This is a genomic window from Pseudomonas sp. RT4P38, from assembly GCF_054897765.1.
Genome location: NZ_CM142703.1, coordinates 2,338,638 through 2,361,348 on the forward strand (window position 1 = coordinate 2,338,638; position 22,711 = coordinate 2,361,348).

At 59.7% G+C, this 22,711-nt stretch carries 19 protein-coding genes; 10 read left to right on the plus strand and 9 right to left on the minus strand.

The features are described 5' to 3' along the window. Nucleotides 1–266: 266 nt before the first annotated feature. Nucleotides 267–962 (plus strand): HAD-IA family hydrolase, encoded by a 696-nt coding sequence (locus tag ACYZT7_RS10945; protein WP_462041030.1) that lies wholly within the window; start codon nucleotides 267–269, stop codon nucleotides 960–962. Nucleotides 963–1,032: 70 nt separating this feature from the next. On the opposite strand, the gene ACYZT7_RS10950 is transcribed toward ACYZT7_RS10945, so the two are convergent. Beyond that, nucleotides 1,033–1,779, minus strand: a complete 747-nt coding sequence (locus ACYZT7_RS10950) for a 3-oxoacyl-ACP reductase family protein (protein WP_462041031.1) — start codon at nucleotides 1,777–1,779, stop codon at nucleotides 1,033–1,035. A gap of 125 nt (nucleotides 1,780–1,904) precedes the next feature. On the opposite strand from ACYZT7_RS10950, the gene ACYZT7_RS10955 reads away from it, so the two are divergent. After that, the gene (locus ACYZT7_RS10955) at nucleotides 1,905–2,828 is read left to right on the plus strand and encodes a LysR family transcriptional regulator (RefSeq protein WP_462041032.1); all 924 of its coding nucleotides are present in this window, start codon (nucleotides 1,905–1,907) and stop codon (nucleotides 2,826–2,828) included. 125 nt (nucleotides 2,829–2,953) lie between these two features. On the opposite strand, the gene ACYZT7_RS10960 is transcribed toward ACYZT7_RS10955, so the two are convergent. After that, a complete protein-coding gene (locus tag ACYZT7_RS10960) occupies nucleotides 2,954–3,682 on the minus strand; it encodes an aspartate/glutamate racemase family protein (RefSeq protein ID WP_462041033.1) in 729 nt (242 codons plus the stop codon). 393 nt (nucleotides 3,683–4,075) lie between these two features. Beyond that, a complete protein-coding gene (locus tag ACYZT7_RS10965; RefSeq protein ID WP_008042297.1) occupies nucleotides 4,076–4,816 on the minus strand; it encodes a phosphoadenylyl-sulfate reductase in 741 nt (246 codons plus the stop codon). Between the two features lie 173 nt (nucleotides 4,817–4,989). On the opposite strand from ACYZT7_RS10965, the gene thrH reads away from it, so the two are divergent. Further along, complete coding sequence (thrH, locus tag ACYZT7_RS10970) at nucleotides 4,990–5,607, plus strand: bifunctional phosphoserine phosphatase/homoserine phosphotransferase ThrH (protein ID WP_462041034.1); 618 nt, start codon at nucleotides 4,990–4,992, stop codon at nucleotides 5,605–5,607. Between the two features lie 110 nt (nucleotides 5,608–5,717). Here the strand turns inward: thrH and pabB are convergent, their stop codons facing one another. From pabB to rloA, 4 genes are all read right to left on the minus strand, one after another. Next, the gene (gene pabB / locus ACYZT7_RS10975; RefSeq protein WP_462041035.1) at nucleotides 5,718–7,055 is read right to left on the minus strand and encodes an aminodeoxychorismate synthase component I; all 1,338 of its coding nucleotides are present in this window, start codon (nucleotides 7,053–7,055) and stop codon (nucleotides 5,718–5,720) included. Nucleotides 7,056–7,295: 240 nt separating this feature from the next. Beyond that, nucleotides 7,296–8,282, minus strand: a complete 987-nt coding sequence (locus tag ACYZT7_RS10980; protein ID WP_462041036.1) for an alpha-L-glutamate ligase-like protein — start codon at nucleotides 8,280–8,282, stop codon at nucleotides 7,296–7,298. Further along, a complete protein-coding gene (gene rloB / locus ACYZT7_RS10985; RefSeq protein ID WP_449644339.1) occupies nucleotides 8,282–9,817 on the minus strand; it encodes an osmotic stress tolerance membrane protein RloB in 1,536 nt (511 codons plus the stop codon). The genes ACYZT7_RS10980 and rloB overlap by 1 nt, the downstream gene beginning before the upstream one ends. Nucleotides 9,818–9,822: 5 nt before the next feature. Beyond that, on the minus strand, nucleotides 9,823–10,359 hold the full coding sequence (gene rloA / locus ACYZT7_RS10990; RefSeq protein WP_462041037.1) for a retropepsin-like aspartic peptidase RloA: 537 nt from the start codon (nucleotides 10,357–10,359) through the stop codon (nucleotides 9,823–9,825). A gap of 302 nt (nucleotides 10,360–10,661) precedes the next feature. Between rloA and ACYZT7_RS10995 the strand changes: the two genes are divergently transcribed. The 6 genes from ACYZT7_RS10995 to prpD all read left to right on the plus strand — a co-directional run bounded on the left by ACYZT7_RS10995 (nucleotide 10,662) and on the right by prpD (nucleotide 19,298). Further along, nucleotides 10,662–11,381: a GntR family transcriptional regulator gene (locus ACYZT7_RS10995; protein ID WP_282378749.1), complete on the plus strand. Its 720-nt coding sequence runs from the start codon at nucleotides 10,662–10,664 to the stop codon at nucleotides 11,379–11,381. Continuing rightward, the gene (gene prpB / locus ACYZT7_RS11000; protein WP_149420202.1) at nucleotides 11,378–12,268 is read left to right on the plus strand and encodes a methylisocitrate lyase; all 891 of its coding nucleotides are present in this window, start codon (nucleotides 11,378–11,380) and stop codon (nucleotides 12,266–12,268) included. Before ACYZT7_RS10995 ends, prpB begins: the two co-directional genes overlap by 4 nt. Nucleotides 12,269–12,419: 151 nt before the next feature. Further along, nucleotides 12,420–13,547 carry a bifunctional 2-methylcitrate synthase/citrate synthase gene (prpC, locus tag ACYZT7_RS11005; protein ID WP_462041038.1) on the plus strand — a complete coding sequence of 376 codons (1,128 nt, stop codon included), beginning with the start codon at nucleotides 12,420–12,422 and terminating at the stop codon, nucleotides 13,545–13,547. A gap of 204 nt (nucleotides 13,548–13,751) precedes the next feature. Beyond that, complete coding sequence (gene acnD, locus ACYZT7_RS11010; RefSeq protein ID WP_462041039.1) at nucleotides 13,752–16,346, plus strand: Fe/S-dependent 2-methylisocitrate dehydratase AcnD; 2,595 nt, start codon at nucleotides 13,752–13,754, stop codon at nucleotides 16,344–16,346. Between the two features lie 53 nt (nucleotides 16,347–16,399). Further along, the gene (gene prpF, locus ACYZT7_RS11015; RefSeq protein WP_462041040.1) at nucleotides 16,400–17,590 is read left to right on the plus strand and encodes a 2-methylaconitate cis-trans isomerase PrpF; all 1,191 of its coding nucleotides are present in this window, start codon (nucleotides 16,400–16,402) and stop codon (nucleotides 17,588–17,590) included. A 223-nt stretch (nucleotides 17,591–17,813) separates the two neighbouring features. Continuing rightward, complete coding sequence (gene prpD / locus ACYZT7_RS11020) at nucleotides 17,814–19,298, plus strand: 2-methylcitrate dehydratase (protein ID WP_462041041.1); 1,485 nt, start codon at nucleotides 17,814–17,816, stop codon at nucleotides 19,296–19,298. Here the strand turns inward: prpD and ACYZT7_RS11025 are convergent. Next, nucleotides 19,291–20,175: a DMT family transporter gene (locus tag ACYZT7_RS11025; protein ID WP_462041771.1), complete on the minus strand. Its 885-nt coding sequence runs from the start codon at nucleotides 20,173–20,175 to the stop codon at nucleotides 19,291–19,293. The genes prpD and ACYZT7_RS11025 overlap by 8 nt on opposite strands. Nucleotides 20,176–20,312: 137 nt before the next feature. Here ACYZT7_RS11025 and ACYZT7_RS11030 point away from each other — a divergent pair, with 137 nt between their 5' ends. Continuing rightward, nucleotides 20,313–21,722, plus strand: a complete 1,410-nt coding sequence (locus ACYZT7_RS11030; RefSeq protein ID WP_462041042.1) for an aminotransferase-like domain-containing protein — start codon at nucleotides 20,313–20,315, stop codon at nucleotides 21,720–21,722. Nucleotides 21,723–21,814: 92 nt separating this feature from the next. On the opposite strand, the gene ppsR is transcribed toward ACYZT7_RS11030, so the two are convergent. Continuing rightward, complete coding sequence (gene ppsR, locus ACYZT7_RS11035; RefSeq protein ID WP_462041043.1) at nucleotides 21,815–22,633, minus strand: posphoenolpyruvate synthetase regulatory kinase/phosphorylase PpsR; 819 nt, start codon at nucleotides 22,631–22,633, stop codon at nucleotides 21,815–21,817. Between the last annotated feature and the right edge of the window lie 78 nt (nucleotides 22,634–22,711).

Genomic DNA, 22,711 nt, shown 5'->3' on the forward strand with positions numbered 1-22,711 from the left:
AGTCTCTCGCGCAGATCAATTCAGAGCGCGGGACTTTGCGGGGGATCGGCGTGGAAAGAAGTCGGGAAAGTAGGTGTTTGGTGTAGGGGGAATCGCTAAATGACGGAGAGCACTTCGGCGCAGGTGTTAGTACCGATCAGGCATTGCCCGTTGCCCGTTGCCCTATGCCAGTCGCGCTCGGTATGCTGCTGAATCCTTTAATCGATCGCGGACCCGGCCGTACCTGAGCCGCCTCTGGGATGTCATTAGAAAACGGATCAGATGCGATGAATGCACCGCTGAATGAATTCGGCCCGATCAAGGCCGTTATTTTCGATATGGACGGCCTGTTGCTGGACACCGAGGGCATTTACACCGAGGTCACGTCCATGATTGCTGCGCGTTACGGTCGAGTCTTCGACTGGAGCGTCAAACAGAACATCATCGGCCGTGGCGCGGGTGATCTGGCGCGTTATGTGGTCGAGGCGTTGGATCTGCCGATCACCGCCGAAGAGTTTCTGGTGATCCGCGAACCGCTGATGCGCGAGCGTTTTCCTACAGCGTTGGCGATGCCTGGCGCACAGGAGCTGGTTCGGCACTTGAAGGCCAACAATATTCCGATCGCGGTGGGCACCAGTTCTTCGCGTCAGTCGTTCGGCCAGAAAACCACCTTGCACCGCGACTGGTTCGCGCTGTTCGATTTCATTGTGACGGCCGATGATCCGGAAGTCGGCGCGGCCAAACCGGCGCCGGACATCTTCCTCACGGCGGCGCGGCGCCTGGGTGTCGCGCCCGAGGAGTGCCTGGTGTTCGAGGATTCGCCGTTCGGTGTCACAGCGGCGAAAGCGGCGGGGATGACGGCGATTGCAATCCCGGATGCGGCGATGGCTGACGAAAAATACGCACACGCCGATGGCATTCTTCGTACGCTGACAGCGTTCAAACCGAGCACCTTCGGCCTGCCGGCGCTTGAATGGGCTTGAAGCTGCGTACATAAAAACGCCGGCAACCTGATCAGGGTTGCCGGCGTTTTTTTATGCGTGATTCAGAACATCAGGCGCCGAAACCACCGTCGATGGTCAGGCTGGCACCAGTGATGTAACCGGCTTCGGGGCCGACGAGGTAGGCGACGAAACTGGCGATTTCTTCCGCTTTGCCGTAGCGACCCACGGCCATCAACGGGATCAGGCTTTCGGCGAAGTCACCACTGGCCGGGTTCATGTCAGTGTCGACCGGGCCCGGTTGCACGTTGTTGATGGTGATCCCGCGCGGGCCGAGGTCGCGAGCCAGGCCTTTGGTCAGTCCGACCAGCGCCGACTTGCTCATGGCGTAGGGGCCGCCACCGGCGAAGGGCATGCGGTCGGCGTTGGTACTGCCGATGTTGATGATGCGACCGCCTTCGGTCATGTGTTTGGCAGCGGCCTGGGTGGCGATGAATACGCTGCGCACGTTGATCGAGAGGGTGTGGTCGAAGTCTTCAAGTTTGAAGTCTTCCAAGGGTGCAACGGCCAGCACGCCTGCGTTGTTGACCAGAATGTCCAGGCGACCAAAGGCTTTTACGGTGGCGGTCACGGCGTTGCGGATGGCCTCGGCGTCGGCGCTGTCAGCCTTGATGGCGAGGGCTTTGCCGCCGCTACCGGTGATGCTGTTTTGCAATTCTTCGGCTTTGGCGGTGGAGCTGACGTAGGTGAAGGCGACTGTCGCGCCTTCAGCAGCCAGGCGTTTGACAATGGCGGCGCCGATACCGCGGGATCCGCCTTGAATCAAAGCCACTTTGCCGCTGAGGTTCTGAGTAGTCATATCGATCTCCAAAGTCCCGAGGCGAGATGTCTCGGTTGATGGAGCCTAGTATCGATACAGGATTACAGGCTGTGTAGATGGTAATTGCGATAGTCTGTGTAAACCAAAAGTTTATAGTGGCGCTTATGGAAACCTTCAGCAGTATCGAATGCTTCGTGCGCAGTGCCGAGGTCGGCAGCTTCGCCGAAGCCGCGCGCCGCCTGAGTCTGACCCCGGCGGCGGTGGGCAAGAGCGTCGCCAAACTTGAGGCGCGACTGGGTGTGCGGCTGTTTCAGCGCAGCACTCGCAGTCTGACGCTTACTGAAGCGGGTCATCTGTTTCTCGGCGAAGTGAGTTCCAGTCTTCACACGATCCAGAATGCCGTGGCCAATCTGGCCAGTGCCGAGGGTCGACCGGCGGGGACACTGAAAGTCAGCATGGGCACGGCGTTCGGGCGTTTGTACATCGTGCCGTTGCTCGGAGAGTTTCTACGTCGATTTCCGGCGATCAACCCGGACTGGCATTTCGATAACCGTCAGGTCGATCTGATCGCGCAGGGTTTCGATGCGGCGATTGGTGGAGGATTCGAGCTGCCGCAGGGTGTGGTGGCGCGCAAGCTGACGCCGGCGCATCGCGTGTTGGTGGGGTCAGTGGAGTATCTGGCGGCGCGTGAGGCGATCGTCGAGCCGGATGATCTCAAACATCACGATGGCATCCTGATTCGGTCGCCGCAGACCGGTCGTGTGCGCTCCTGGCAATTGACCAGTCGTACTCAGCAACACAGCCCGCTGACGCTCAAGGCACGGATGACCATGAGTGATTCGGAAGCGGCCTGCGCTACGGCTGCCCAAGGGTTGGGCATTGCGCTGGTGAGCATGCCGTTCGCCGTGGGCTATCTGGAGGCCGGGACCTTGCAGCGAGTATTGCCCGATTGGTACATCGACGATGGCAACATTTCTATCTATTACGCGGAGCACAAACTGTTGCCGGGCAAGACCCGGGCGTTTGTGGATTTCGTCATTGAGCAGTTTGCGGAGCAGGGGTTGGGGCAGCGGTTTAGTGCGGTTTGATCCTGCCTTAATACCGAGTCGCCGCCATCGCGAGCAAGCTCGCTCCCACATTGTTTTGCGTCGTTCACAGATCCCCTGTGGGAGCGAGCTTGCTCGCGATGGCGGCGACTCGGTTCAGTGCGAACTCATCGCCCAAACCGCGCAGGCCAACCCACAATTTTCTTCGGCCGCGGTGTCGCATAAGTCCGCACCTTGGAAGTTGACAAGCCCAACCGCACCAACGACTCGGCAATGGTCACCGCCGCCGTCACACCATCCACCACCGGCACGCCAGTGCGCTGACGAATCTGTTCATCCAGCCCGGCCATGCCGCTGCAGCCCAGGCAAATCACCTCGGCCTTGTCTTCAAGCACTGCCAATTCCGCCTGACGAACAATCGCCTCCAGCGCACGCTCGGGATCGGATTCAAGTTCCAGTACCGCCAGGCCACTGGCCCGTACCGACGCGCAACGGTCCCAGAGTCCGGACAGTTTGAGGCGATCCTCGATCAGCGGTACGGTGCGGTCCAGCGTGGTGACCACCGAGTAGGCATGACCGAGGAACATGGCGGTGCTGGCCGCCGCATCGGTGAGGTCCACCACCGGTACGTTGAGCAGCTCCTGCAAACCCTCGCGGCCGTGCTCGCCGTAACCGGCCTGGATCACGGCATCGAAGGGTTGGTCGTAGGACATTACTCGGTCCATCACCGCGATGGCGGCCAGATAACTTTCGAAATTGCCTTCAATGGAGTCAGCACCGAAGTAGGGCGTCAGGCCGATGATTTCCGTGCCCGGCGCGGCCACGGACTGAGCCGAGCGTGCGATGGCCTGGGTGATGGATTCGGTGGTGTTGACGTTGACCACGAGAATTCGCATGTGAAGTCCTTATAGCGGGTGGTTGTGCGACCCGACGATGCCAAGCCGCCAAAGGAGGGATAGGGCGCTTCAGGCTTGCGGATCTGAAGTGTGTGTATGCTTCAATATAATTGTATACAAAACATGTATGCACTTAAGCCAGATCCATGCCAAATCCCGATCTATGAATTTCATCGCTAATTTCGTTTTGTTATCAGTCGGCGATAAGTGGCTGAAAAAAAGGCGATATAAATTGACCGGTTGAACAGTATTTATTTTTCGGTGAGGTTTGTACGAAAGATCGACTGAGGAAGTCAGGGTGGAAGTGTAAAATTTTTGGGGCGTAGAAATGAAAAATGCACACACAAATGGCACCGATGGTGACAGTCGTGTGTACACATCTTTGTAGAGGGGTTAGGCCTTGGATTTGCTGATGATGTTGCCGGCATGCAAGCCGCATTCTTTCTGTGTTGCTTCTTCCCACCACCAACGACCTTCGCGCTCGTGCTGGTTCGGCAACACCGGACGGGTGCACGGTTCGCAGCCGATGCTGATGAACCCGCGCTCGTGCAGGCTGTTGTACGGCAGCTCCAGCATGCGGATGTAACCCCAGATCTCTTCGCTGGTCATTTGTGCCAGCGGGTTGAATTTGTACAGGGTGCGTTCGGGGGTGGAGAACGCGGTATCGATTTCCAGCACGGCGACGGCGCTGCGAGTTCCTGGGCTCTGATCCCGGCGCTGACCGGTGGCCCAGGCCGTCACACCCGAGAGCTTGCGACGAAGCGGCTCGATCTTGCGGATGCCGCAGCATTCGCCATGGCCGTCCTTGTAGAAACTGAACAGGCCCTTTTCCTTCACAAAAGGTTCGAGCTTGGTGTAGTCCGGCGACACCAGTTCGATGTCGATCTTGTAGTGCTCGCGCACCTGATCGATGAAGCGGTAGGTCTCGGGGTGCAAGCGGCCGGTGTCGAGGCTGAACACTTTGACGTTCTTGTTCAGCTTCCAGGCCATGTCCACCAGCACCACGTCTTCGGCGCCGCTGAAAGATATCCACAGGTCATCGCCAAACTCGGCGAACGCGAGTTTCAGGATGTCCTGGGCGGATTTGTTGGCATAAGTCGTGGCGAGTTCCACGACATCGAACGATGGGCTCATCAGGGCGGCTTCCTACAGGTCGGTGGCGCTGGGCGCTCTATATGGCTCTGATGGTAACAAAATCCTGCAGCCGCTGGTGCGCACTCTGCGTTGCGCAGGTCTGCCTGAGTCGCTAGAGTTCGGCAGTCCTTTTGCTCGCTCGACTCAATAATCAATACCAATGGGAGTGTCTTGTGGAAATTGCCTGTCTGGATCTTGAAGGAGTACTGGTCCCGGAAATCTGGATCGCCTTCGCCGAAAAAACCGGGATTGAATCCTTGAGGGCTACCACCCGGGACATCCCCGACTACGACGTGCTGATGAAGCAGCGCCTGCGGATTCTCGACGAGCACGGTCTGAAACTCGCTGATATCCAGGAAGTGATTGCCACGCTCCAGCCGCTGGACGGTGCCATCGAGTTCGTCAACTGGCTGCGTGAACGCTTTCAGGTGGTGATTCTGTCGGACACGTTCTACGAGTTCTCCCAGCCGCTGATGCGTCAACTGGGCTTCCCGGCCTTGCTTTGCCATCGTCTGATTACTGATGATTCAGGGCGGGTGACGAGCTATCAATTGCGTCAGAAAGATCCGAAGCGTCAGTCGGTTTTGGCCTTCAAGAGTCTTTACTACCGGGTGATCGCGGCGGGGGATTCCTACAACGACACTACGATGCTGGGTGAGGCGGATGCGGGGATTCTGTTCCATGCGCCGGACAATGTGATTCGCGAGTTTCCGCAATTTCCGGCGGTGCACAGCTTTGAAGCGCTGAAGCAGGAATTCATCAAGGCTTCGAATCGGGCGTTGAGTTTGTAGTCGTTTTCGAGGACGCCTTCGCGGGCAAGCCTCGCTCCTACGGATTTATGTCGATCGCATCATTGTGGTTCGACACAAATCCGTAGGAGCGAGGCTTGCCCGCGAAGCTTTTAAAGGTTTTGAAGGGTATCGAGAAGGACCTTCACCTTGGTAATCGATTCCTGATACTCGGCCTGCCATTCCGAATCCGCGACGATTCCGCCACCGCCCCAGCAACACACCTGCCCATCCTTGACCAGCAAACTGCGAATCGCGATGGAGCTGTCCATCTCGCCGCGAACGTCCAGATAGAGCAAAGACCCGCAGTACAACCCACGACGCGTCGGCTCCAGTTCGTCGATGATCTGCATCGCGCGAATTTTCGGCGCACCGGTAATCGAACCGCCGGGGAAGCTGCCAGCGATCAGGTCCAACGCATCCCGGTCATCCGCCAGTTCCCCAATCACGCTGCTCACCAGGTGATGCACGTTCGGGTAGCTTTCCAGGCTGAACAACTCCGGCACCCGCACCGAACCGATACGGCAGGTGCGGCCGAGGTCATTGCGCAGCAGGTCGACGATCATCAGGTTTTCTGCGCGGTCCTTGGGGCTGGCCAGCAGTTCGGCGGCGTTTGCCGCATCTTCGGCAGCGGTCAGGCCGCGAGGACGGGTGCCTTTGATCGGGCGGGTTTCCACATGGCGTTCGCTGACTTTGACGAAACGCTCCGGCGACAGACTCAGCACCGCGCCGCCGTCGGGCAGGCTCTGAAAACCGGAGAACGGCGTCGGGCACGCCGCCCGCAGCGCGCAATACGCAGCCCATGGATCGCCCTGGCACTGCGCGCGGAAACGCTGGGCGAAGTTGACCTGATAGCAGTCGCCGGCCTGGATGTACTGCTGAATGCGCTCCAGCGCGTGGCGATACTCGTCGGCGCTCAGGTCGGCCTTCATCGGGGCTTTCAACTTGAAAGGCTCGACTGCTTCAGCCGAAGGCTCACTGAATAGCGTGATCAGACGCTGGCGTTCGCTGTCGATCAGCGAGGGGTGGAAGACCAACTGACTGGAACTCAGTTGGTGATCGCTGATCAGTGCCCAGTCGTACAGCCCGAAACGTGCGTCGGGTAGTTGCAGATCGTCCAGCGCCTGACTGGGCAGGTTTTCCAGATGCCGACCGAAGTCGTAGCTCAGGTAACCGATGAGGCCGCCGGCGAAGGGCAAATCGTAAGGAACAGCCGCTCCACCGAGTCGTGTCAGATTGTCGCGAAGGCGTTGCAGGAAATCGCCGCCACTTTCGTCAGGCAGTACCGCTATTTGCTCCAGTGGCCAGGCACTGAGCAGGTCGTAGCGACCGCGATCGGCGATGGGCCGGCCACTGTCGAGCAGCACGGCACCGGGGGCATGACGAATTGCCGCGAAGTACTCGGCGGGGTTGGCGCGATAGGGGAGCGGGTGTACGGAACAGGTCAACATGGGCGGGGCAGATCAGCCATCGAGGCGGGGGTGGCGATTGTAGTCTCCTCGGGGAATTGCTCCTAGAGGGATGTCGGAGTTTGGCAGGTTGGCGGCGATGGGTGAGAGAGCTGGTGACTGTTAGTCAGTCTTCGCGGGCAAGCCTCGCTCTTACAGATTTGTGTCGTTCGCCGGGAATGTGAACGACGCTAGATCTGTAGGAGCGAGGCTTGCCCGCGAAGGCCGCGACTCGGTCTTGGATCAGCCCTCAACCGCAGGAATATGCCCAAACATCTCCTGAACAAACTCAACCCGTTCCTGAACCGTTTCAACAATCCCGCGAGCCTTCAACGCTTCCAGCCGTGCTTCAACCGCATGGGTACGCAACGTCAGCCCGCAATCGTTAGCAATCTGAATGTTCAGCCCAGGCCGGGCATTGAGCTCAAGAATCAGCGGCCCTTTCTCCTGGTCCAGCACCATGTCGACACCGATGTAACCCAGCCCGCACAGCTCATAGCAGCCGGCGGCGAGTTTCATGAAACCGTCCCAGTAGGGCAGTTGCACGCCATCCACCGCGTTGGTGGTGTCCGGGTGTTTGGTGATGATGTTGTTCAGCCACGTGCCGCGCAATGTCAGACCGGTGGCGAGGTCGACACCGACGCCGATGGCGCCCTGGTGCAGGTTGGCCTTGCCGCCGGACTGGCGGGTGGGCAGCCGCAGCATGGCCATCACCGGATAGCCCATCAGCACGATGATCCGAATGTCTGGCACGCCTTCATAGCTGATGCTCTTGAAGATCTGGTCCGGGGTCACGCGGTACTCGATCAGCGCCCGATCCCGGTGACCGCCCAAGGAGTAGAGGCCGGTGAGGATGCTGGAGATATGGTGCTCGATTTCCTCATGACTGATGATCTTGCCGGACACCGTGCGATAGCGGCCCTCAAAACGGTCGGCAATCACAATGATGCCGTCACCGCCGGCGCCTTGGGCCGGCTTTATCACGAAGTCGTTGCGCCCGCCGATGATCTCGTTGAGGTTGTCGATTTCTTTCTCGGTGGAGATCACGCCATACAGTTCCGGTACATGAATGCCGGCGGCGATGGCGCGCTCCTTGGTGATGATCTTGTCATCGACGATCGGGTACAGGCTGCGCTTGTTGTACTTGAGCACGTAATCCGCGTTACGCCGATTGATCCCCATGATGCCCCGGGCTTCCAGGGCCTTCCAGGTCTTCCAGAAGCCGAACATCAGGCGTCAGCCTTCTTCAGGAAAGCCTTGAAGCGCACCAGTTCGGTCAGGCGGTAGCCGCGATAGCGACCCATCGCCAGCATGAAACCGACCAGGATCAGCAGGATCGCCGGGAAGGTGAACACGAAGTAAACCAGCTCCGGAACGCTCATGATCAGGTGCGCCAGCGACGCGGCGAACAGCGTACCGATCGCCACTTTCATGGCATGGCCGGAACCGCGTTCTTCCCAGGTAATCGACAGGCGTTCGATGGTCATGGTCAGAATCACCATCGGGAACAACGCCACCGACAACCCGCGTTCCAGGCCGAGTTTATGGCTGAGCAGGCTGATCGCCGCGATCAGCACCACCACGAAGGTCAGCACCACCGACAGCCTCGGCAGCATTTGCAGCTTCAAGTGTTCAAGGTAGGACCGCAGCGACAGGCCCAACGCCGTGATGATGGTAAACAGCACGATACCGAAGCCGAGCTGGGTTTCCCGGAACGCCAGGGCGATCAGCACGGGAGTAAAGGTGCCGAGGGTTTGAATGCCGATCAGGTTGCGCAGGATCAAAATCACCAGCACGCCGATCGGGATCATCACCATGATCATGAACGTCTGCTGGGTTTGCAGCGGCAAACCGTACAGCGAGTATTCGAGAAAGTTGGCGTCGGTGTTTTCGTCGGTCAGCTTGGCCAGACGAATCGCGTTCATTTCGCTGTTGTTCAGGCTGAAGGTCACGTTGGCTTTCTTGCCGCCATCGACGGTGATCAGGTTTTCGTCACCGGTCCACCACAGCAGGCGGTCGGTCGGCAGGCCCTGTTCACCGGTTTCCGGGTTGAAGTACAGCCAGTCGGTGCCGTTGAAACTGCGCAGCCAGAGTTCCGGCGTTTGCGGCTGGTCGGCCACCAGACGAATGGTGTGGACCTTTTCCACCGGCACGTGGGCGATGGACAGTACCAGCTCGACGATTTTGGCCTTGTGCCCAGCGGACGGATCGCCACCCAGCAGCAGCTTCACGTTGTCGTCGTTGAGATTGTTGACACGCTTGATGGCTTCGCCGATGAAGGTTTCGACGTCGGCCGAGTGTTGGCGAATCGGCGCGAGCAAGGCTTCGGCGGCGACTTTTTCCGCGCCTTCAACCGCAATGCTGTCGCGGAAGGTCGGGCCTTTGATCTTGGATTTTTCGCCGGTGTAACGCTTGGTCAGCACCAAGCGGTAATAAAGCGTCTGATTGCCCTTGGCTCGGCGCGCCGACCAGGTGACCTTGCGGTTGCCGTCGACGCGGTTCACGGCCACGCCGTAGTTATTGGAAATGAAACTCTCGTTGAGGCTGACGTAATCGCGGCTCAGCGGCGGCACGAACATCTGGATCTTGACCGGGTCCTTGGCGCTGGCGACGAACTCGACTTTGGCGTCGATGTTCCATAAGTCGTCGGTGGCGTCTTCGGTCACGGGGATGCCGAGTACGAAGATCTGATAGGCCGTGACTGAAATACCCAGCACCACCAGGATGGCGATCAGGAATTTCAGATGGAGGGTAAGAGAGCGCATTGGAATTACTCTGCGGTATGAGCGTCGGTGGCGCAGGCGGGTTTGCCAGCAGCGTATTTAAGACTGGGGTCGACCAGCGCGTCGAAGCGTTTCAGTGCTTCGGAGCCGATCAGGAGCGGGTATTGGAAGGCGCTGCGGTCGGTCAGGTTCACTTCGATACTGCGCAAAGCCGAGCCCATGCAGATATCCAGCTCGATGACCGGACGGGCGGTGTACTTCTTGCCTTCTTCCGGGTCGAAGTCGCCGGCCCGGCGCTTGATCTTGCTGACCCGGGCCAGTGGCCGTTCGATGGGATGCGAGTGCGCCGCGTCGATCGCCAGATAGAAACGCACCCAGGACTCGCCATTGCGTTCGAAGCGTTTGATGTCGCGGGCACTCAGCGACGCGGTTTTCGCCCCGGTGTCGAGTTTGGCGGCGACTTCCAGGTCGATGCCCCCCAGGGAGGCGTACTCGTTAAGGCCGTACACGGTCTTTTCCCCCGCCGCGGCAACACCTGGCAGGCAAAGAAGATAAAGGAAGGTGGGGAAGGGCTTGAGTCTCATAAATCCTGGTGCGCAGCGGTCCGTACTTCTATTCAAGGCCCTGGCATCGCTGCGCAAGCTCCCTCGTATGCCTATCAACTATTTATGACAGGCAGTGCAGATGTCACAAACAAATGCGGCCGGCATTCTAGCACGGTGGTTTTATGGCGCCAGCGCCGGGAGGCGGCGATAAACAGAGGCGCTGCGTCGTTATGGTGCTGTCGGTTATTAGACGATTGTCGACAATACCTATTTATCCTTTGACTAAAAGGTCTGTATTCGCTAGTTTTTGCGGCATCAGCTTTCAAGGTGTCGACAATATGCTGGATCAACTCGATCCCCCGGTCATTGCCCAAGACGAATCGGAAACACTTTCCGAGAACGTCTTCCGACGCATTCAGGCGGCCATCGTCAAGGGCGAGATCGCCCCGGGCAGCAAGATCTCCGAGCCGGAGCTGGCGCGCACCTATGGCATCAGCCGCGGGCCGTTGCGCGAGGCGATCCACCGTCTGGAAGGCCAGCGCCTGCTGGTTCGCGTGCCGCACGTCGGGGCGCGGGTGGTGTCGCTGAGCCACGCCGAGCTGCTGGAACTCTACGAGATCCGCGAATCCCTCGAAGGCATGGCCTGCCGTCTGGCGGCCGAGCGCATGACCCTCGAAGAAATCGACGAACTGCGCCGGGTCCTCGAAACCCATGAGCGTGATGCGGCGTTTCAGGCCGGTGTCGGCTACTACCAGCAGGAAGGCGATTTCGACTTCCACTACCGAATTATCCAGGGCAGCGGCAACCGCACCCTGACGCAGATGCTCTGCGGCGAGCTTTATCAACTGGTGCGTATGTACCGCATCCAGTTTTCCACCACGCCCAATCGCCCGCGTCAGGCCTTTGCCGAGCACCACCGAATTCTCGATGCCATTGCCGACCGTGACGGTGAACTGGCTGAGTTGTTGATGCGCCGTCACATCGGCGCCTCCAAACGCAATATTGCCCGTCACTACCAGGGCGGCGCTAACCCGACAGCCACTGAACGAGGTGAGTCATGAGTTTGAACAAGAGCACTCCAGGCCAGCGTTTCCGCGATGCGGTCGCCAGCGAACATCCGCTGCAAGTGGTCGGCGCGATCAACGCCAACCACGCACTGCTGGCCAAGCGCGCCGGTTTCAAGGCTATTTATCTGTCCGGTGGCGGGGTGGCCGCTGGCTCCCTCGGCGTGCCGGACCTGGGCATCACTGGCCTGGACGACGTGCTGACCGACGTGCGCCGCATCACTGACGTCTGCGACCTGCCGCTGTTGGTGGACGTGGACACCGGCTTCGGTTCCTCGGCGTTCAACGTCGCGCGTACCGTCAAGTCGATGATCAAGTTCGGCGCGGCGGCGATTCACATCGAAGACCAGGTCGGCGCCAAGCGCTGCGGTCACCGTCCTAATAAAGAGATTGTGTCCCTGCAGGAAATGGTCGACCGCATCAAGGCAGCCGTCGATGCGCGCACCGATGACAGCTTCGTGATCATGGCCCGCACCGACGCCCTCGCGGTGGAAGGTCTGGAATCTGCACTGGATCGCGCCGCGGCGTGCATCGAGGCTGGCGCCGACATGATCTTCCCGGAAGCCATCACCGAACTGGACATGTACAAGCTGTTCGCCAGTCGCGTGAAAGCGCCAATCCTGGCCAACATCACCGAATTCGGCGCGACGCCGCTGTACACCACCGAGCAGCTCGCCGCCGCCGATGTTTCCCTGGTGCTATACCCATTGTCCGCGTTCCGCGCGATGAACAAGGCGGCGGAAAACGTCTACACCGCGATCCGCCGCGACGGCACGCAACAGAACGTCATCGACACCATGCAAACGCGCATGGAGCTTTACGATCGCATCGACTACCACACCTTCGAGCAGAAGCTCGATGCGTTGTTCGCCGCGAAGAAGTAATGAAAGCCCCTGTAGGAGCGAAGCTTGCTCGCGAAAGCGGTGTATCAGACGACATTAATGTTGAATGGCAGTCCGTCTTCGTCGGATCGCCGCCCGGAGCAAGCTTTGCTCCTACAAGTTTCCCTAACAAATTCAAAAACTGGAGACAGCAATGGCCGAAGCAAAAGTACTCAGTGGCGCCGGGCTCCGTGGCCAGGTTGCCGGGCAAACCGCACTGTCCACCGTGGGCCAGTCGGGCGCAGGCCTGACCTATCGTGGCTACGACGTTCGCGAACTGGCGGCTGACGCACAATTCGAAGAAGTGGCGTACCTGCTGCTTTACGGCGAACTGCCGAGCAAAACACAACTCGCCGCTTACATCAGCAAACTGAGCAAGCTGCGTGACCTGCCGCAAGCGCTGAAAGAAGTGCTGGAACGCATTCCCGCCGACGCCCATCCGATGGACGTGATGCGCACGGGTTGCTCGTTCCTGGGCAACATCGAGCCGGAGAAAGACTTCTCCGAACAACACGACATTACCGACCGCCTGCTGGCCGCGTTCCCGGCGATCATGTGCTACTGGTATCGCTTCAGCCACGACGGCAAACGCATCAGCTGCGTGAGCGACGAGCAATCCATCGGCGGCCACTTCCTGCACCTGCTGCATGACAAGAAGCCGAGCGAGTTGCACGTCAAAGTGATGAACGTTTCGCTGATCCTCTACGCGGAACACGAGTTCAACGCCTCGACCTTCACCGCACGGGTGTGCGCCTCGACCCTGTCGGATATGTATTCGTGCGTCACGGCCGCCATTGGCTCGCTGCGTGGTCCGCTGCACGGCGGCGCCAACGAAGCGGCGATGGAAATGATCGAGCGCTTCAGCTCGCCGGAAGAGGCGATCAAAGGCACCCTCGGCATGCTCGAGCGCAAGGACAAGATCATGGGCTTCGGCCACGCGATCTATAAGGACAACGATCCGCGCAACGAGGTGATCAAGGGCTGGTCGAAAAAACTCGCTGACGAAGTGGGCGACACGGTGTTGTTCCCAGTCTCCGAAGCCATCGACAAGACCATGTGGGAACAGAAGAAACTGTTCCCGAACGCCGACTTCTACCATGCGTCGACGTACCACTTCATGGGCATTCCGACCAAGTTGTTCACACCGATTTTCGTCTGCTCGCGCCTGACCGGCTGGGCGGCGCATGTGTTCGAACAACGTGCCAACAACCGCATCATCCGCCCGAGCGCCGAGTACGTCGGCGTCGAACAGCGCAAGTTCGTGCCAATCGAACAACGCTGAATGGTGAAAAGCCTGCACAGGGATCTGAATTCAACGCAGATCCCTGTGGGAGCGAGCTTGCTCGCGATGACTGAGTCACATCCGACATTGATGTCGGCTGACCGACCGCTATCGCGAGCAAGCTCGCTCCCACAGTGGATTGTGTTCAGTTCAAGTCCTGTGCCAGGCCCCACCTTTTGAAACCACCGTGACCGAGTCCTGACGATGAACACTGAATTCCGCAAACCGCTGCCCGGCAGCCATCTGGATTACTTCGACGTCCGCGCGGCGGTCGAAGCCATTCAGCCCGGCGCCTACGACACTCTGCCGTACACCTCCCGCGTGCTGGCGGAAAACCTGGTGCGTCGCTGTGACCCGGCCACGCTCACCGAATCCCTGAAGCAGTTTATCGAGCGCAAACGCGACCTCGACTTTCCATGGTTCCCGGCCCGCGTGGTGTGCCACGACATTCTCGGCCAGACCGCGCTGGTCGACCTCGCCGGCCTGCGTGACGCTATCGCTCTGCAAGGTGGCGATCCGGCGCAAGTGAACCCGGTGGTGCCGACGCAATTGATCGTCGACCACTCCCTAGCCGTCGAGCGCGGTGGCTTTGATCCTGAGGCGTTCGAGAAGAACCGCGCCATCGAAGACCGTCGCAACGAAGACCGTTTCCACTTCATCAACTGGACCAAGAAGGCCTTCAAGAACGTTGATGTGATTCCGCCGGGCAACGGGATCATGCACCAGATCAACCTGGAGAAAATGTCTCCGGTGATCCAGGTGCGCGACGGCGTGGCGTTCCCCGACACCTGCGTCGGCACCGACAGCCACACCCCGCACGTCGATGCACTGGGCGTGATCGCCATCGGTGTCGGCGGACTGGAAGCGGAAAGCGTGATGCTCGGCCGCGCGTCGTGGATGCGTCTGCCGGAAAGCGTCGGCGTCGAGCTGACTGGCAAGCTGCAGCCGGGTATCACCGCCACCGACATGGTGCTGGCGCTGACCGAGTTCCTGCGTCAGCAAAAAGTGGTCGGTGCGTGGCTGGAGTTCTTCGGCGAAGGCGCCTCCGCGTTGACCCTCGGCGACCGCGCGACCATTTCCAACATGGCCCCGGAATACGGCGCCACGGCGGCGATGTTCTACATCGACCAGCAGACCATCGACTACCTGAAACTCACCGGTCGCGAAGACGAGCAGGTGCAGCTTGTGGAGCAATATGCCAAGACCACAGGTCTGTGGGCTGACAGCTTGAAGAATGCGCAATACGAGCGTGGGTTGACCTTCAACTTGTCGTCGGTGGTGCGCAACATGGCCGGCCCGAGCAACCCGCACGCCCGTGTCGCCACCTCGGATCTCGCCGCCCAAGGCATCTCCGGCCAGTGGACCGAAGTGCCCGGCCAGATGCCGGACGGTGCGGTGATCATCGCCGCCATCACCAGTTGCACCAACACCAGCAACCCGCGCAACGTCATCGCCGCCGGCCTGCTGGCGCGCAATGCCAACAAGCTCGGGCTGATCCGCAAACCGTGGGTCAAATCGTCCCTGGCGCCGGGTTCGAAAACCGTCGCGCTGTACCTCGACGAGGCCGGCCTGACCAGCGAGCTGGAGCAACTCGGTTTCGGCATCGTCGCCTTCGCCTGCACCACGTGCAACGGCATGTCCGGCGCCCTGGACCCGGTGATCCAGCAAGAGATCATCGACCGCGACCTGTACGCCACGGCGGTATTGTCCGGCAACCGCAACTTTGACGGCCGGATTCACCCGTACGCCAAGAACGCGTTCCTCGCTTCGCCGCCGTTGGTAGTGGCTTACGCTATCGCCGGGACCATCCGTTTCGACATCGAAAAAGACGTGTTGGGCCTGGATGCAGAAGGCAAGGAAATCCGCCTGAAAGACATCTGGCCGAGCGACGAAGAAATCGACGCGGTGGTCAAGGCATCGGTCAAGCCGGAGCAGTTCCGTCAGGTCTACATCCCGATGTTCGCCATCCACGAAGACACCGGTCCGAAAGTGACGCCGCTGTACGACTGGCGCGAGATGAGCACTTACATCCGCCGTCCGCCGTACTGGGAAGGCGCGTTGGCTGGCGCTCGTCCGCTCAAGGGCATGCGCCCGCTGGCGGTACTGCCGGACAACATCACCACCGATCACCTGTCGCCGTCGAACGCGATCATGCTCGACAGCGCCGCCGGCGAATACCTGGCGAAAATGGGCCTGCCGGAAGAGGACTTCAACTCTTACGCAACTCATAGGGGCGATCATTTGACCGCGCAGCGCGCAACGTTCGCCAACCCGAAACTGTTCAACGAAATGGTTCAGGAAAACGGCAAGGTCAAACAGGGTTCGCTGGCTCGCGTCGAGCCGGAAGGCCAGGTCATGCGCATGTGGGAAGCCATCGAAACCTACATGGAACGCAAGCAGCCGCTGATCATCATTGCCGGTGCCGACTACGGTCAGGGTTCGTCCCGCGACTGGGCGGCCAAAGGTGTGCGTCTGGCGGGTGTGGAAGCGATTGCGGCCGAAGGCTTCGAGCGAATTCACCGCACCAACCTGGTGGGCATGGGCGTGTTGCCACTGGAGTTCAAACCGGGCACCGACCGCCACACGCTGGCCATCGACGGCAGCGAAACCTACGACGTGATCGGTGAGCGTACTCCGCGTGCCGAGCTGACGCTGGTGATCAACCGCAAGAACGGCGAACGCGTCGAAGTGCCGGTGACCTGCCGCCTCGACACCGCCGAAGAAGTGTCGATCTACGAGGCGGGCGGCGTATTGCAGCGCTTCGCACAAGACTTCCTGGAATCGGCCGTCGCCGTTTAAAACGCAGAGCCGCAGGGGATTTCGAATCCCCTGGCGGCCAATAGAGGAATGACATGGCTCACGTACCTCAAATCAAAATCCCTGCCACCTACATGCGCGGCGGCACCAGCAAAGGCGTGTTCTTCAGCCTGAAAGACCTGCCCGAAGCGGCGCAGATTCCAGGGCCTGCGCGCGATGCCTTGTTGCTGCGCGTGATCGGCAGCCCCGACCCGTACGACAAGCAAATCGACGGCATGGGCGGTGCGACCTCCAGCACCAGCAAAACCGTGATCCTGTCGAAAAGCATCAAGGCCGATCACGACGTCGATTACCTGTTCGGTCAGGTCTCCATCGACAAGCCCTTCGTCGACTGGAGCGGCAACTGCGGCAACCTGTCGGCAGCGGTGGGTTCGTTCGCTATCAGCAACGGTCTGGTGGATGCCAGCCGCATTCCGCAGAACGGCGTTGCGGTGGTTCGCGTGTGGCAGGCCAACATAGGCAAGACCATCATCGCCCACGTGCCGATCACCCAGGGTGAGGTACAGGAAACCGGCGACTTCGAACTCGACGGCGTGACCTTTCCGGCCGCGGAAGTGCAGGTCGAATTCATGGATCCGGCGGCGGGAGAAGAGGGCGGCGGTGGTTCGATGTTCCCTACCGGCAACCTGGTGGATGACCTGGAGGTGCCGGGTGTCGGGACCTTCAAGGCGACCATGATCAATGCCGGTATTCCGACCATCTTCGTCAACGCCGAAGACATCGGCTACACCGGCACTGAGCTGCAAGGCGCGATCAATAGCGATCCGAAAGCGTTGGCGATGTTCGAAACCATTCGGGCTTACGGCGCGTTGCGCATGGGCCTGATCAAGGATCTGGACGAAGCGGCCAAGCGTCAGCACACGCCGAAGGTTGCCTTTGTTGCCAAGCCAGCGGACTACGTTGCCTCCAGTGGCAAGGCGATTGCGGCGGATGATGTCGACCTGCTGGTGCGCGCGTTGTCCATGGGCAAGTTGCATCACGCGATGATGGGCACGGCGGCGGTGGCGATCGGTACGGCGGCGGCGATTTCCGGCACATTGGTGAATCTTGCGGCGGGCGGCATCGAACGCAATGCTGTGCGCTTTGGGCATCCGTCCGGCACCTTGCGCGTGGGTGCTGAAGCCAGCCAGGTGAACGGCGAATGGACCGTGAACAAAGCCATCATGAGCCGCAGTGCGCGGGTGTTGATGGAAGGGTTTGTTCGTGTGCCGGGCGACTCGTTCTGATCTACTGCGACCTGAAAGCTAGAGTCGAGCTCAGGCTTTGAACAGCATGAAGATCTGCTCCCTTTCCCCCTCTCCCCCGTGGGGAGAGGGCTGGGGTGAGGGGTGGATCTACCTGAATAAATACAAATCAAGCAGGCACCCCAGACCTGCAAAAATCAAAACCAAACCTGCCCCTGAGGAAGAACACCACCACTCAACAATCCTGAACTGGAGTGAATCGAACATGAGCGCCAACGTCGACCTGAACAACCGCCCCGACTACGACACGGTCCTGCAGGACATCGCCGACTACGTCCTCAACTTCAATATCCAATCCACCGAAGCCCTCGACACCGCCCGCAACTGCCTGATGGACACGTTGGGCTGTGGCCTACTGGCCCTGCGTTTCCCCGAATGCACCAAACACCTTGGCCCGATCGTCGAAGGCACCGTCGTCCCGTTCGGCGCTCGCGTCCCCGGCACCCCTTACCGTCTCGATCCAGTCAAAGCGGCGTGGGACATCGGTTGCATCGTCCGCTGGCTCGACTACAACGACACCTGGCTTGCGGCCGAGTGGGGGCATCCGTCCGATAATCTCGGTGGCATTCTCGCGGTGGCCGATCACCTGTCGCAAAAACGCCTGGCCGATGGCGAGGCGCCGCTGACCGTTCGCGCGGTACTCGAAGCCATGATCATGGCTCACGAAATCCAGGGCGTGATCGCGCTGGAAAACTCCTTCAATCGCGTGGGTCTCGATCACGTCATCCTGGTGAAAGTCGCCTCGACCGCCGTCACCGCCAAGCTGATGGGCGCCAATCGCGAGCAGTTGTTGTCAGCGTTATCCCACGCTTTTGCCGACGGTCAGGCGCTGCGCACTTACCGTCATGCGCCGAATGCCGGATCGCGTAAATCCTGGGCGGCAGGCGATGCGTCCAGTCGCGGCGTGCGGCTGGCGGACATTGCGATGCGTGGTGAGATGGGCATTCCCGGCGTGCTGACTGCCAGGCAATGGGGTTTCTACGACGTGCTGTTCAGTCACACCAACAACGACTTGGCGCTCAAGCCTGAAGACAAACGTGTGTTCAGCTTCTCCCGGCCGTACGGCAGTTACGTGATGGAAAACGTGCTGTTCAAGATCAGCTTTCCGGCCGAATTCCACGCGCAAACGGCGTGCGAAGCGGCGGTGACCCTGCACCCGCAAGTCAGAAATCGCCTGCACGAAATCGACAAAATCGTCATCACCACCCACGAATCGGCGATCCGCATCATCTCCAAGGTCGGCCCGCTGGCCAACGCCGCGGACCGTGACCATTGCCTTCAGTACATGACTGCCGTGCCGCTGGCGTTCGGTAATCTGGTGGCCGAGCAGTACGAGGACGACTTCCACGCGGCGCATCCGATCATCGACGTGCTGCGCGAAAAAATGGTCATCGTCGAAGACCCGCGCTACACCCGTGAATACCTGGAGGCCGATAAGCGCTCCATTGCCAATGCGATACAGGTGTTCTTCAAAGACGGCTCCAGCACCGAGAACGTGTTGGTGGAGTACCCAATCGGCCATCGCCGTCGCCGCAGCGACGGCATTCCGTTGCTGGAAGACAAGTTCAAGGCCAACCTGGCGACCCGCTTCAACGCTCAGCGCAGCGCTGAGATCTTTGCGTTGTGCAAGAACCAGGCGGCGCTTGAGGCGACACCGGTGAATCGGTTCGTCGACTTGTTCGTCATTTGAGCCACTTTTCCACAGGCAATTTGGTGATCGCAAACCCCGTCAGCAAAATCGCCGAGTACATCATCAGTTCCTGGGACAAGGCTTGCCCCTCATACCAGGCGCCGATGATCACCGCGAACACCGGAAAAATGATGAACACAAACGACAGAATGATCGGGCTCAGTCGCTTGAGCAGCAGGAAGTAAACGATAAACCCGCCCACCGACGCCACCAGCCCCAGATAGAGCAGGGCGCTCCACGACCGTGCGGTGATGGCATCGAACACCGGTGCTTCGACAGCCAATCCCGCGCTAAACAGCATCAACCCGGCGATGCCGATCGGCAGGGTGTTGTAGGTAATCACGCTGATCGCGCTGCCGTGTTTCTTGGTCACCACGTAACACAGCGCATGCATCACGGCGGCACAGAGAATCGCCAGCACCCCGAACAATTCGGCGTGATCCAGATGCAGCCCCTGACTGCGGATAATCATGAACAGGGAGCCGAACCCGATGGCGATGCCGAGCAGTTGTGAGGGGTAGATTTTCTCCCGCAGAAACAGCGCGGAAAACATCAGGATGAACACCGGCATGCAGCTGAACAGCAGCGCGGTCAGACCAGACGAAACGTGCATCTCGCCGTAGTTGAGCAAGTAGTACGGCAGGCTGAAGTACGACAGCGTGACGAAGACAAAGAACCCGCGGCTTCCCCTCGGAAACAGCAGCAGTTCGCGGCGCAGCAGGGCAAAGCTGAGGAACAACGGAAAGGCGATGAGGAACCGCAGCCCGGCGGCGGTTAGCGGCGGCACACTTTCAACTGCAATCTTGATCCCGAGCCACGTCGTGCCCCAGCTCAGGCAGACGATCAGGAACAACAGGCTGGTGACCAGGGCGGCCAGCCAGGGTTTTGCGGTACTTGAAGGCGTACTGACGGCAATGGACATGATCGAGTTCCTGTTGTTGTCGGAATTGACCTTCATCTGCAAAAGGTTTATCCATGATTGAACCTGTTTTAAGCACGCTATTCGGGACTGTAATGACTGTCAAAACAAGTATTGCCATGGTGTCAATCCTGCGCGACGGCCTCGTCAACGGTCTGGGTGTGAAATACAAACGCCTTGCTGAGGCTGTCGAAAAAGGCATTGCCGAGGGGCTGATCGAGCCCGGCTGCAAATTGCCGCCTCATCGACTGTTGGCCGACAGCCTCCAAGTGACCATCGGCACCATCAGCCGTGCTTACGGGGAACTCGAACGTGTGGGTTTGGTAGTCGCTCGCGTAGGAGATGGCACGTATGTGCGTCAGCGCGGGATGGAACGACCGCGGGACAGTGGCTTTCGCAATGTCAGCGATGAACCGCAACCGTTTTTCGACATGAGCCGCAATCAACCGATTCCGGGGCAGGAAGCGCTGTTTTTGAGTCAGAGCCTGCAAGCGTTGTCCCTAGATCCTGAGGCGTTGCAACACATCAGCGGCTACACCGCCGATGTCGGTTTGCAACGCTATCGTGCGACGGGCGCGAAATGGCTCAGCCATCAAGAATTTGTCCCGAGCGCCGAGCAGATCGTTTGCGTGAACGGCGGCCAGCACGGTCTGTTGTGTGCGTTGATGGGGTTGCTCAAGGCGGGCGATACGTTGGTGACGGAGCACCTGACCTACCCGGGGCTGATCAGCGTCGCACGCCAGCTCGGGATAAAACTCATCGGCGTCGGGATGGATGATGAAGGACTCATGCCCGATGCCCTGGAGGAGGTTTGCCGCAACCATCGTGTCTCAGCACTGTATTGCACGCCGACGATCCAGAATCCTACGGCTGCAGTGATGTCCGTCGCACGACGCGAGGCGATTGCTGAGCTGTGTCGTCAGCACAATTTGCTGATCTTCGAAGACGAAGCCCATGCCGTGCTGGCGCAACAGCGCCCGTTACCGCTCAGTCATTTCGCCCCGGAGCGCTCGGTGCTGATCGGCAGTTTGAGCAAGGCCGTATCGGCAGGTTTGCGGGTCGGTTACCTGCATGCGCCGCAACCGTTGATCGGACGCTTGAGCGCAGCGGTGCGCGGGACGTGCTGGATGGCCAGCCCGCTGTCGCTGGAAGTGGCGAGTCTGTGGATAGAAAACGGGATTGCCGAGCAGTTGCTGGGCCAGCAGATTGCCGAGATCGGTCGGCGCAAGGCGTTGGTCAGTGGCCTGTTGGAGGGTTTGGCGTACAAAACCCATCCCCATAGTCCGCACTACTGGATTGAAGTGCCTGAGCCCTGGCGGGCGTCGCAGATTGCAGCCGAACTCAAGGAGAATAATTATCTGATCGCCACCGCCGAGATGTTTGCGGTCGGGCATGGGGCGGTGCCGCAGTTTGTTCGGGCGAGTGTTTGTAATTCGGTGGGGGATGACAGGTTGTTGCTGGATGGATTTGAGGCGTTGGCGGGGGCATTAGCTGAAACCGTGTAATCGTTCTTCGCGGGCAAGCCTCGCTCCTACAGGGGCGCATAGATCCTGGAGCGAGGCTTGCCCGCGAAGGCGGCCGGACAGGCGCTAAAGAACTACTTGAACCGCCGCTCCACACCTTTCTCCACCAGAATCTTCGCCGAAATCTCTTCCACCGAAAAATGCGTGGAATTGATGTGCGGAATGTTCTCGCGACGGAACAGATTCTCCACCTCGCGCACTTCGAATTCGCACTGGGCGTAGCTCGAATAGCGGCTGTTGGGCTTGCGCTCGTTGCGAATCGCGGTGAGGCGGTCCGGGTCGATGGTCAGGCCGAACAGTTTGTGCTGGTGGGCACGCAGGGTGCCTGGCAATTGCAGGCGTTCCATGTCGTCTTCGGTCAGCGGATAGTTGGCCGCGCGGATGCCGAATTGCATGGCCATGTACAGGCACGTCGGCGTCTTACCACAACGCGACACGCCCACTAGGATCAGGTCCGCCTTGTCGTAATAATGCGTGCGCGCGCCGTCGTCGTTGTCGAGGGCGAAGTTCACCGCCTCGATCCGCTCCATGTAATTGGAGTTGCTGCCAATCGAATGGGACTTGCCGACGGTGTAGGAAGAATGCTCGGTCAGTTCCTGTTCAAGCGGCGCCAGAAAGGTCGAGAAAATGTCGATCATGAAACCATTGGACGTTGCGAGGATCTCACGGATGTCCTGATTGACAATGGTGTCGAAGATGATCGGCCGACAGCCGTCGTTTTCGGCGGCTTTGTTGATTTGTTGTACCATGGCCCGCGCTTTATCCACGTTGTCGATGTAGGGGCGCGTGAATTTGCTGAAGGTAATGTTTTCGAACTGCGCCAGGAGGCTTTGGCCGAGGGTCTCGGCTGTGATGCCGGTGCCGTCGGAAATAAAGAAAGCAGATCGTTTCATTTGCACCTTGGGCCTTAAGCTAGTGACGAATCTTGGATATAGTAGGCGCGATTTGCCGGCCGCCAGTGGCCCGCATTC

Coding starts and splice junctions, on each gene's coding strand:
- prpC (WP_462041038.1), top strand. CDS start 12,420: ATGGCCGAAGCAAAAGTACTCAGTGGCGCCGGGCTCCGTGGCCAGGTT.
- rloB (WP_449644339.1), bottom strand. CDS start 9,817: ATGCGCTCTCTTACCCTCCATCTGAAATTCCTGATCGCCATCCTGGTG.
- ACYZT7_RS10980 (WP_462041036.1), bottom strand. CDS start 8,282: ATGTTCGGCTTCTGGAAGACCTGGAAGGCCCTGGAAGCCCGGGGCATC.
- prpD (WP_462041041.1), top strand. CDS start 17,814: ATGAGCGCCAACGTCGACCTGAACAACCGCCCCGACTACGACACGGTC.
- rloA (WP_462041037.1), bottom strand. CDS start 10,359: ATGAGACTCAAGCCCTTCCCCACCTTCCTTTATCTTCTTTGCCTGCCA.
- ACYZT7_RS10960 (WP_462041033.1), bottom strand. CDS start 3,682: ATGCGAATTCTCGTGGTCAACGTCAACACCACCGAATCCATCACCCAG.
- prpB (WP_149420202.1), top strand. CDS start 11,378: ATGAGTTTGAACAAGAGCACTCCAGGCCAGCGTTTCCGCGATGCGGTC.
- acnD (WP_462041039.1), top strand. CDS start 13,752: ATGAACACTGAATTCCGCAAACCGCTGCCCGGCAGCCATCTGGATTAC.
- ACYZT7_RS10945 (WP_462041030.1), top strand. CDS start 267: ATGAATGCACCGCTGAATGAATTCGGCCCGATCAAGGCCGTTATTTTC.
- pabB (WP_462041035.1), bottom strand. CDS start 7,055: ATGTTGACCTGTTCCGTACACCCGCTCCCCTATCGCGCCAACCCCGCC.
- ACYZT7_RS11030 (WP_462041042.1), top strand. CDS start 20,313: ATGACTGTCAAAACAAGTATTGCCATGGTGTCAATCCTGCGCGACGGC.
- ppsR (WP_462041043.1), bottom strand. CDS start 22,633: ATGAAACGATCTGCTTTCTTTATTTCCGACGGCACCGGCATCACAGCC.
- ACYZT7_RS10955 (WP_462041032.1), top strand. CDS start 1,905: ATGGAAACCTTCAGCAGTATCGAATGCTTCGTGCGCAGTGCCGAGGTC.
- ACYZT7_RS10965 (WP_008042297.1), bottom strand. CDS start 4,816: ATGAGCCCATCGTTCGATGTCGTGGAACTCGCCACGACTTATGCCAAC.
- prpF (WP_462041040.1), top strand. CDS start 16,400: ATGGCTCACGTACCTCAAATCAAAATCCCTGCCACCTACATGCGCGGC.
- ACYZT7_RS10950 (WP_462041031.1), bottom strand. CDS start 1,779: ATGACTACTCAGAACCTCAGCGGCAAAGTGGCTTTGATTCAAGGCGGA.